Genomic DNA, 10034 nt, shown 5'->3' on the forward strand with positions numbered 1-10034 from the left:
CCATGACCCCTCGCCCCAACCCCCAGGCCGGCGCCCAGGTGAAGGCCACGGACCGCGCACACGTCTTCCACTCCTGGTCCGCACAGGAACTCATCGACCCCCTCCCCATCGCCGGCGCGGAGGGCTCCTACTTCTGGGACTACGACGGCAACCGCTACCTCGACTTCACCAGCGGACTCGTCTACACGAACATCGGCTACCAGCACCCGAAGGTCGTCGCGGCCATCCAGCAGCAGGCCGCCACGATGACCACCTTCGCCCCGGCGTTCGCGATCGAGGCCCGCTCCGAGGCCGCCCGGCTCATCGCGGAACGCACCCCCGGCGACCTGGACAAGATCTTCTTCACCAACGGCGGCGCCGACGCGGTCGAGCACGCCACCCGCATGGCCCGCCTGCACACCGGCCGCCCCAAGGTCCTCGCCGCGTACCGCTCGTACCACGGCGGCACCCAGCAGGCCGTGAACCTCACGGGCGACCCCCGCCGCTGGGCCTCCGACACCGGCACGGCGGGTGTGGTGCACTTCTGGGCGCCGTTCCTCTACCGCACCCGCTTCCACGCGGAGACGGAGGAGCAGGAGTGCGCCCGCGCGCTGGAGCACCTGGAGACGACGATCGTCTTCGAGGGGCCGTCGACGATCGCCGCGATCATCCTGGAGACCGTCCCGGGCACGGCCGGGATCATGGTCCCGCCGCCGGGCTACCTGGCCGGGGTCAGGGAACTGTGCGACAAGTACGGGATCGTGTTCGTCCTCGACGAGGTCATGGCGGGCTTCGGCCGGACGGGCACCTGGTTCGCCGCGGACCTCTTCGACGTCGTGCCCGACCTGATGACCTTCGCCAAGGGCGTGAACTCCGGCTACGTCCCCCTCGGCGGCGTCGCCATCTCCTCCGCGATCGCCGAGACCTTCGCCCGCCGCCCCTACCCCGGCGGCCTCACGTACTCCGGCCACCCCCTGGCCTGCGCCGCCGCCGTGGCGACGATCGGCGTCATGGCGGAGGAGGGCGTCGTCACGAACGCCGCCACCCTCGGCGCCTCCCTCATCGGCCCGGCGCTGCGCGACCTGGCCGAGCGGCACCCCTCGGTGGGCGAGGTGCGCGGCACCGGCATGTTCTGGGCGCTGGAGCTGGTGCGGAACAAGGAGACCCGCGAACCGCTCGTCCCCTACAACGCGACCGGCGAGGCCAACGCGCCGATGCTCGCCTTCGGCGCCGCCGCGAAGGCAGCCGGCCTGTGGCCCTTCATCAACATGAACCGCACCCACGTCGTCCCCCCGTGCACCATCACGGAGGCCGAGGCGAAGGAGGGCCTCGCCGCCCTGGACGCGGCGCTGTCCGTGGCGGACGAGCACACCGTGTGAGGCCGCGGGAAGCCAGCGGTGCCGAGCAGAAAGGGCGAAAACTCCTCCCCCGAATCCGAACGCGTAAGGTGACGTGCTCGTACTCGTAAGAGAACGCAGAGAGCACGCACAGGACGCGTACGCGTACGCGGATGGGGGACCCAGACCACGATGCCCGGCACCGGCGGCGGCAATGGCGCCGTGACCCGCAGCACCCTGCGGCAGCAGCTCGCGGACGCGCTCCGTGACGAGGTGCTGGCCGGCAGACTCAAGCCCGGGCAGGAGTTCACGGTCAAGGAGATCGCCGAGCAGTACGGCGTCTCGGCGACGCCCGTGCGCGAGGCGCTGGTGGATCTGTCCGCGCAGGGGCTGCTGGACGCCGTACAGCACCGTGGCTTCGAGGTCCGCGCGTACACGGTGGCGGACTACCGGAACATGGTCGAGGCCCGCATCCTGGTCACCGACGGCATGTTCCGGCGGCTCGGCGACCGCGAGGTCGACCCCCGTACGGCGGCCGCGCTCGCCGGGGTGCGACGGCGCGGCGAGGAGGCGCGGCGGGCCGCGACCGCCGGGGACCTGGACATCCTCATCGGCTACGACCTCCGCTTCTGGCGTGAGCTGAGCGCCCTGTTCGGCAACCCGTACCTCACCGCCTTCCTGCACCGGCTGCGCGTGCAGTCCTGGGTGTGCGCGGTGCAGTACCTGCGTCAGGGCAGCCAGGGGACGGACGATCTCAAAGGCCGGCTGTGGGCCGACCACACCGATCTCGTCGACGCCCTCACCCGCCGGGACGCGCAGAGCGCGCAGGAGATCATCGCCGGTTACGACGAGCAGTCCCTGACGCTTGTGGAACGACTGGCGGACGGATGAGCACGACCCCGAAGACGGGCGGCGGGCAGCTGAGCGTCGACCTCTCCGTGGTCGTCCCCGCCTACAACGAGCAGGACCGCCTCGCCCCCACGCTGGACGCGATCATCGCCCATCTCTCGGCCACCGAGGCCGCCGCCCGCTGGGAGATCATCGTCGTCGACGACGGGTCGACCGACGCGACGGCCGAGGTCGTGGCCGCCGTCACCGCCCGCGACGCACGGGTGCAGCTGGTCTCCGGCGGGGACCGCAACCGGGGCAAGGGCCACGCCCTGCGGCTCGGCGTCCTCGCCTCGCACGGCCGCCGGGTCCTGCTCACGGACGCCGATCTCTCCGCGCCCATCGACGAGTTGGAGCGGCTCGACAAGGCGCTCTCCGACGGCCACACGGCGGCGATAGGCTCGCGCGAGGCACCCGGCGCCAGCATCGAGCGCCACCAGCACCGGCTGCGCGAGACGCTCGGCCGGGCCGGCAACTTCCTGATACGCGGCATCGCGGTGCCCGGCATCCGCGACACCCAGTGCGGCTTCAAGCTGTTCGACGGCGACCGTGCCCGCGAGGCCTTCGCCGCGTCCCGACTCGACGGGTTCGGGATCGACGTGGAGATCCTGCGGTACTTCCACCGCAGCGGCTGGCCCGTCGCCGAGGTCCCCGTCCGCTGGTCCCACCAGCCCGGTTCGAAGATCCGCCCCAGCGACTACGCCCGGGTCCTCGGCGAACTCGCCGCCCTGCGGGCCCGTTCCGTCCGCCGGGCCGACGTCCTCGCGGTCCTGGGCTTCCTCCTGATGGCGGTGGCCCTCTACGGCGGCCGCTGGATCGATCCGAACGGCCGCTACCTCCCCGACTCCCTCCAGGACCAGAACCAGTGGGAGTGGTTCTTCGCGGTCACCGCCGACAACCTCGTCCACTTCCGCAACCCGCTCTTCACCACCTTCCAGGGCTTCCCCGACGGCGTGAACCTGATGGCCAACACGGTCATGCTGGGCCTGTCGGTGCCCTTCGCGCCCGTCACGCTCCTCCTCGGCCCGGCGGTCTCGCTCGCCCTGGTCATGACGCTGGGCCTCGCCGCCACGGGCGCCGCCTGGTACTGGCTGATCGTCAAACGGGTCGTACGGCACCGGGGCGCGGCCTTCGCCGGAGCGGCCCTCGCCGCGTTCGCGCCGCCGATGGTCAGCCACGCCAACGCGCACCCCAACTTCGTCGTCCTGTTCATGATCCCGCTGATCGTCGACCGGGCACTGCGCCTGTGCACGGGCGCGGCGACCCGACGGGACGGGATCGTCCTCGGCCTGATGGCGGCCTACCAGGTGTTCCTCGGCGAGGAGCCCCTCCTCCTCGCCGCCATGGGCATGCTGCTGTTCGCCGTCGCCTACGGCCTCGTCCGCCGGGACGTGGCGCGCGACTCCTGGCGCCCGCTGCTGAAGGGCCTCGGCATCGCGCTCGTCGTGGCCCTCCCGCTCGTCACCTTCCCGCTCTCCTGGCAGTTCTTCGGCCCGCAGAGCTACGGGAACATCGCGCACGGCGCGAACTCCGGCAACAGCCCGCTCGCGCTCCTCTCCTTCGCCGAACGCTCCCTCCTCGCGGGCGACCGCGACCGCGCGGACGCGCTCTCCCTCAACATCACCGAGCAGAACGCCTTCTACGGCTGGCCCCTGGTCCTGCTGGCCCTCGGCATCGTCGTACGGCTGTGGGAGCGCCCCCTGGTGAAGGCGCTGGCCGGCACCGCCTTCGCCGCAGCCGTGCTCTCCCTCGGCCCCGAGATCCGCCTCCCGCAGACGGACCTCGTCCTGCCCGGCCCGTGGGCGCTGCTGGCCGAGAAGCCGCTGTTCGAGTCGGTCATCGAGGGCCGGGTGGCGATGATCTGCGCCCCGGCGCTGGGCATGCTGCTGGCGATCGCCTGCGAACGCCTGGCGGCGACCCCCGCCCTCGGCACGCGCTACGTCGGTTTCCTGGCGGTCACCCTCGCCCTGCTGCCGATCGTCCCGGCTCCGCTGAAGTCCGTGGAACGCGCCGAGGTCCCGGCGTTCATCGCGGACGGCACCTGGAAGTCCTACGTCGACACCTCGGCCGGCGAGACCCTGGTGCCGGTGCCGCTGCCGGACCCGGGCAACGCGGAGGCGCTGCGCTGGCAGACCACGGCGGACTTCGGGTTCCGGATGCCCGGCGGCTACTTCAACGGCCCCTTCGGCGAGGACCGCGTCGGCATCTACGGCGCCGTCCCCCGCCACACCTCCAACCTCCTGCGTGACGTCCGCTACTCCGGCAAGGTCCCGGTGATCGGGGAGAACTGGCAGGCGCAGGCCCGCAGGGACTTCGCGTACTGGCACGCGGGCGCGCTGGTGCTGCGCCCGCAGCCGTACGACGAGCAGTTGCGGGAGGCGGTGGACAAGCTGGTCGGCCGACCGGGGAGGTGGGTGGCCGGAGTGTGGGTATGGGACCTGCACGAAGGGGGACCGAAGACGCGTTCAGCGACTACGCTTCCCTGACCACTGTGTGCCGTACGCGAACGTATCCCTACCGTGCGTGTGCGTGCCGGATGACCGAGGAGCTCTCTTTTGGCCTGTGACCTCTGGCTGGTCCCGCTCGTCGACGTGCTGTGCCACACGCCCGACAACCCCTTCGCCGAGGAACTCGCGCTGTACAACGCGGTGCTGGGAGAGGCCGGGCTGCCACCGGTTCCGGTGTACCAGTACATGCCGGGGCTGACCGGGGAGGTCGCCCCCGTCGCGGGTTTCGACTACGACGCGCTGCACTTCCTGCGCCGCGCCTATCTGCTGCAGGTGTGCGGGCTCGCGGTGACCCCGGTGGACGCGCTGGGCGGCGACTACGAACAGCTCCTGGAGATGTTCGAGGGCACGGCCCAGCAGTCGCACCTGGTCTGGCACTACGACCACGCGGGCGCGTACGTCCCCGTCGACTTCCCGCATCCCCTCTCCAGCGACGAACTCCTCGCCGGGGGCGGCCCCCTGGGCTCGTCCCAAGGCCTGCTGCGGGAACTGGAGTTCGTGGCCCCGGCCATCGGCATCGACCCGGCCAACCCTCCGGCACCGCCCGAGGCGCCGCGCGCGCCCACGGAGTTGGAGGAACCGGCCGTCCCGGCGCCCCACGATCCCAGCCCGTTCGCCCGTGAACGGCACGTCTGGCTGGGCCTGCACGCGGCGACGACCCGCAGCCTGGCGCAGGGTTCGATGATCGTCTTCAGCTGAGGGTCTTCGCCTCAGTGTCCCAGTGCCGAGAGGCCCTTCTGCATGTCCTCCGCGTTCATGACCGGGGTGTACGTGACCTCGGCGCCCAGTTCCAGGAAGAACGGCTCGGCGATGGCGGGCATCTGCGAGCTGTCCTGCATGTCGAAGACCAGGTAACACGTGCGCTGCCCGCCGTCGGCGGTGAAGTACGCGGCCTCCGGCTTCACCTGCTCCATGGAGGCCTGCATCTGCTTCGCCAGCGTGCCGTTCCGGATGGCCTCGTTGGACTTCTCGGTGTCGAGCCGAGCCTTGAGCATCATGCGCATCGCAGTCACTTCCTTCGGTCGCCCGATATGCGCGATTAGCGCACTTTCCAGGATATGGCCGCTTCGCGTGATGTGTTCACCCGGCAACCCCGGTCGGCATGCCCAGCACCGGCGCAGACCGTGATCGGACCTTCACGAAGTGTCGCTTTCCTTCGTGCCCCCACCTCGGCAGCCAGCGGGTCAGGACATCCGTCAACGCCTCCCTGATCAGCTGTAGCTTCGCGAGCTGTCGGTGCCGTACAGACACCTTCTTGTGCAGGTCCGCCAGTCTGCGACCGAGTTCCTCCTGCTCGTTACGCCCAGGCAGCTCGATCTCCACATCGAGCAGACGACCGGGGTTGAGGACCGTGAGGTCCCGCTGTGATGTCCGGCCCACGTCGAAGATCCGGTCCTGGGCATGGGGCAGCCCCAACCATGTGGTCAGGTAGTGCGGAGACAACAGACTGGCGCGTGGCCTGAGGCAGATGACGAGTGACCCGAACGCGGCGCGTTCCAGTTGCCCTTGCCACACCACGGCTCTGAAGACCTTGTTCACCGCCGGCGCGGAGAGCAGCACATCCCCTTCTTCCAGCAGGGCGCCGATGCCTGCCCCGGTGTCGAGGCGCTGAAGACGCGACGGATCGAGGTCGAGGCCCGCTTCCGTCAGATTGACCGGACGAATCACCGGGATGCCGTCGTCACTGACGCCGGCACGCGACGGCACCCCCGTACGTGCCGATACGAGGACGTCACGCAGCGGCAGCCGCTTCACTCGGCTTTCTCCCACCGCGCCAGGCCCCAGCAGTGCGAGCGTGGCAGCCAGACCGTCGAACTCCAGCTTGGCCAGCTCCGCTTCCGTTGTCTTCTCGGCGTCGATCAGCTCGCGAACGGCGGTCGCGAGCTGCTGTCGGCCGGAGACGGTCCGCAGACTGTCCGCCGTGAAATCCCAAGCTCGCCCTTGGGACCAGGGGTTGTTCTGGGCCATACCCGCCGACGTGCCGTAGAGCTGCTGCTCTATCTCACGGAAGGAAAGCCGGTACTTCTCCTCCCACCGCTCGTACACCTGGACCATTTCGCGCCGTCTTCCGGCGACCAGACGCTCCAGGCCGGTCGCCAGTTCCTCCCGCAGTACGTCGAGAACGAGAATCCGCTCTCCCTCTGCCTCGTCGAGGGCGACACGCGCCCGTTCCAGTCGTGCCGGGAAGCCCTGCTCCAGAAGCTTGATCGCTCTCTGGGACTCGGTCCGCTGTCGCTTGAGCGCACGGAATTCGGCCTCGGCGGCGTCCACAGCGGCCTGTGTGGAATGCGCCTGGCCGAGTTCGGTCTCCTGCTGTACGGCTTCCGCTTCCGTATCGGCATCCGCTTGAGCCACTGCCAGCGCCGCCTGCGCCTTCCCCAACCCCACTTTCAGTTCGGCGGCCGACTCCGTCGCGGATCTCAGTTCGTCCAGGAAGTCCGGGAGCATGGCCGCAACAACCTTGTGCTGGTACGCCGCCGCTCGCCGCTCCGGCGTTCGAGCATGAGGCCCGCTCGCGAGCGGGGCAGAGTCCGGAGCGAGCATCATCTCGACGTCCGCCACCCAGCCGTCCACGACCGCGGCGAAACCGAAACCCGACAGCGCCTGGAGTTGGCTCGTCACCTCATGCCACCAGCCGGCCACCGCGCCTGCCAGCTCGTGCCGTGGCAACAGACCGACATCGAGCAACCGGGCCAGGAACGACCCGGTCGACTCAGCACGGCAGCGTGCGAGTCGGACCCGCCGCTCACGCTCCCCGCCGCCGACGCTCTCGCGTGGTGCAAGGGCCGCGATCCGGTCGGCCTGTGCTGCCCACCAGTCCTCGAAGGCAGCCCACAGCTTCGCCTCCTGTCGGCTCATCCGCTCGGCAAGCGCGGTTCCGCCCGCCCGTGCACTTTGCGGCGGGAAGTCGACGTAGGCGGGTTCATGGGCTCGTACGGCGAAGAGATCACCCACTTCGAGGGCGTACGCGCCCAGCAGGGAGCCGGCCGCCTCGATCTCCGCGACCGGCACGCCACCCTGCATATAGGCGTGGATGTCCTGCGGCTCGGGTGAGGGCGTGTTGTCCACATACTGACGGATGCCGAGGTTGTGGCCGTTGGCCTCCAACTCCGCGCGGCTCACGACCCGTGAGAAGCGCTCGACCTCGGCGAAATCGTGGAAGGTGGAAACGATCTTCTCGATGTGCTCCGGCAACAGCACGTTCTGCGCACGCTCGGGGTGGAACTCACGGTCCGCGTTGATGAAGAGAACCTTCTCCCGCCGTGCCGCGTCCTTGGTGCCCGGTGCGCGCAGCACCAGTACGCACGCGGGGATTCCGGTCCCGTAGAAGAGGTTCGGCGGCAGACCGATCACCGCTTCCAGCAGATCGGCCTCGATCAACCGGGCCCGGATCCTGCCCTCCTCTCCTCCTCGGAACAGCACGCCATGCGGCATGACCGTGAAGACCGAACCGCCGCGCCGTCCCGCCATGTGCAACATGTGCTGAAGGAACATCAGGTCGGCCCTGCCCCGCTCGGGTGTGCGGCCGTACGGCATGCGCGCTTCGAGGTCCTTGATGCCCTCGGCGTCGTAGTCCATGGAGAACGGCGGGTTGCTCAGGACGAGGTCGTACGACTTGTCCAGGTGCCGCGGAGCCGTGAGTGTGTCACCGGTCTTCAGGTCGAACGTGTCGATGCCGTGGAGCAGCATGTTCATCGTGGCCATCACCCACGAGCCGTGGTTGGCGTCCTGCCCGGCGAGGGTGAGACTCTCGGCGCTGCCGCCCTGCTCCTCGACGTACTCCTTGGCCTGGATGAGCATTCCGCCGGTGCCGACACACGGGTCGTACAGGCTCTGCCCCTCCTGGGGGCGTGCCAGCTCCACCATCAAGCGTGCCACCGTGCGCGGTGTGTAGAACTCGCCACCCCTGGCGCCCGCCGAGTCGGCGAACTCCTTCGCGAGGTACCCGTACGCGGCGCCGACCACATCGGGGGATTCGAGGTTCTCGGTGTTCAGTCTCAGACTGCCGAAGTGGTCGATGAGCGCGGAGAGCCGCTTGTCGGCCGCCTTGCCCGCCGAGGGGCCGTGACCACCGACCCGGCCGAGACCGATGTGCTCGAACAGGCCGCGCAGCCGCTCGTTCCCCGCCTGGTTCTCCAGAGCGAGCAGCGCGGGCCGGAGATGGCTGTCGGCCACGTCGTCGACGGCGCCGGCGAGCCGCCCCCAGCGAGCCGCCTCGGGCACGTGAACGACCCCGCGAGCGACATATCGGGCGGGCTCGTCGGCGCGCTTCTCGGCCTCCTCACGGGTGGCACCCGCCCCGAGTTCCTCCTCTGTGATCCGCTCGCGTGCCGCCTCGAACTCGTCGTTCGCCCGCTTCAGGAAGAGCAGCACCAACAGCACGTCGCGGTACTCGGCGACGTCCATGGTGCCGCGCAAGATGTCCGCCGCGGCGAAGAGGTGGCGCTCCAGTCGGGCAAGCGTGAGTCTGGCCACGGACGAGCTCCCTGATGGGTGATCGAATGCTGACAGCCGGGCAGGTGCGTCGGCGCGGTCTAGTAGCCGCCGAGGAGCAGACCCTGCTCCACGAGGCACCAGACGTTGGTGTAGGGGTCCCAGGCGTTGGGATTGCGCGTGGAGTGGTACTCGTTGATCTTCTTCGCGTATTTCCTGGCCGACTCGTAGCGGTGTCCGTCCTCACTCAGCACCTGGTCCTCACGCAGATGCTTGGACTCCTGCTCCGAGACGCGTTGGACACCCGGCCCGTACGTCCCCGCGAAGCCGGGACGCGAGCGCAGTCGGCTGTTGGCGTCGCCGCAGACCCCGCCGAACGTACTGGTGTAGTTGGTGTAGTGCAGGAGTCGCCACAGCTCGAAGCAGGGGTGGGAGTAGGCGACGTGGATCTTTTCGTCGTCCGCGAGGGTCATTGCCTCGGGGATGCCCTGGTGGTCGTCTCGGTCGAAAACCACCCATACCTGCGGCCAGTTCCAGTCACCCTCCTCGGTCCCGTCCTGATGGACCTCGTACGGCTTCAGGCCCGCGCGCCTGGCTTCCCCTTCGGCCTTGGCCCGAGTACGGACCGCTTCCTGCACCATCCGATACGGCTTGCGGTACTTGCTCTCCGCGTTCTCGTTCGCGATGTGGTGCTGGACCTTGCGATCGGGCCGATCCCAGAGGCCCTTCCTGACGATGATGTCGATGTACTCGGGCTCGGTGACCTCGCCTTCGGTGTAGATGTACACCTGACGGTCCCGGGTGGCCCGGCCCCTCGCGCTGCCCTTCTTGGGGGTGATTCTGTCCCCTGTCTCTTTAAACACATTCCCAGCCCACCAAAACGGCAAAA

The 10034-nt window shown here is 69.4% G+C and carries 7 protein-coding genes; 4 read left to right on the forward strand and 3 right to left on the reverse strand.

Annotated elements, in window-relative coordinates; genetic code table 11:
* The first annotated feature begins 2 nt into the window (after positions 1-2).
* The 4 genes from P1P70_RS33570 (at position 3) to P1P70_RS33585 (ending at position 5410) form a co-directional block, all read left to right on the forward strand.
* The gene (locus tag P1P70_RS33570) at positions 3-1358 is read left to right on the forward strand and encodes an aspartate aminotransferase family protein (protein ID WP_319244543.1); all 1356 of its coding nucleotides are present in this window, start codon (positions 3-5) and stop codon (positions 1356-1358) included.
* Between the two features lie 150 nt (positions 1359-1508).
* A complete protein-coding gene (locus P1P70_RS33575) occupies positions 1509-2207 on the forward strand; it encodes a GntR family transcriptional regulator (protein ID WP_319244545.1) in 699 nt (232 codons plus the stop codon).
* Positions 2204-4690 carry a glycosyltransferase family 2 protein gene (locus P1P70_RS33580; RefSeq protein ID WP_319244547.1) on the forward strand — a complete coding sequence of 829 codons (2487 nt, stop codon included), beginning with the start codon at positions 2204-2206 and terminating at the stop codon, positions 4688-4690. Before P1P70_RS33575 ends, P1P70_RS33580 begins: the two co-directional genes overlap by 4 nt.
* Positions 4691-4759: 69 nt before the next feature.
* Positions 4760-5410 carry a hypothetical protein gene (locus P1P70_RS33585; protein WP_319244549.1) on the forward strand — a complete coding sequence of 217 codons (651 nt, stop codon included), beginning with the start codon at positions 4760-4762 and terminating at the stop codon, positions 5408-5410.
* Positions 5411-5421: 11 nt separating this feature from the next.
* On the opposite strand, the gene P1P70_RS33590 is transcribed toward P1P70_RS33585, so the two are convergent.
* The 3 genes from P1P70_RS33590 to P1P70_RS33600 all read right to left on the reverse strand — a co-directional run.
* Complete coding sequence (locus tag P1P70_RS33590; RefSeq protein ID WP_319244551.1) at positions 5422-5715, reverse strand: DUF3303 family protein; 294 nt, start codon at positions 5713-5715, stop codon at positions 5422-5424.
* 76 nt (positions 5716-5791) lie between these two features.
* Positions 5792-9187, reverse strand: coding sequence for an N-6 DNA methylase (locus tag P1P70_RS33595; protein WP_319244553.1), 3396 nt, complete (start codon positions 9185-9187; stop codon positions 5792-5794).
* A gap of 59 nt (positions 9188-9246) precedes the next feature.
* Positions 9247-10034, reverse strand: a 788-nt coding sequence (locus tag P1P70_RS33600) for an RloB family protein (RefSeq protein WP_319244555.1), incomplete at its 5' end; no start/stop codon positions are given.

It is taken from the genome of Streptomyces sp. MB09-02B, from assembly GCF_033794485.1.
Lineage (GTDB): Bacteria > Actinomycetota > Actinomycetes > Streptomycetales > Streptomycetaceae > Streptomyces.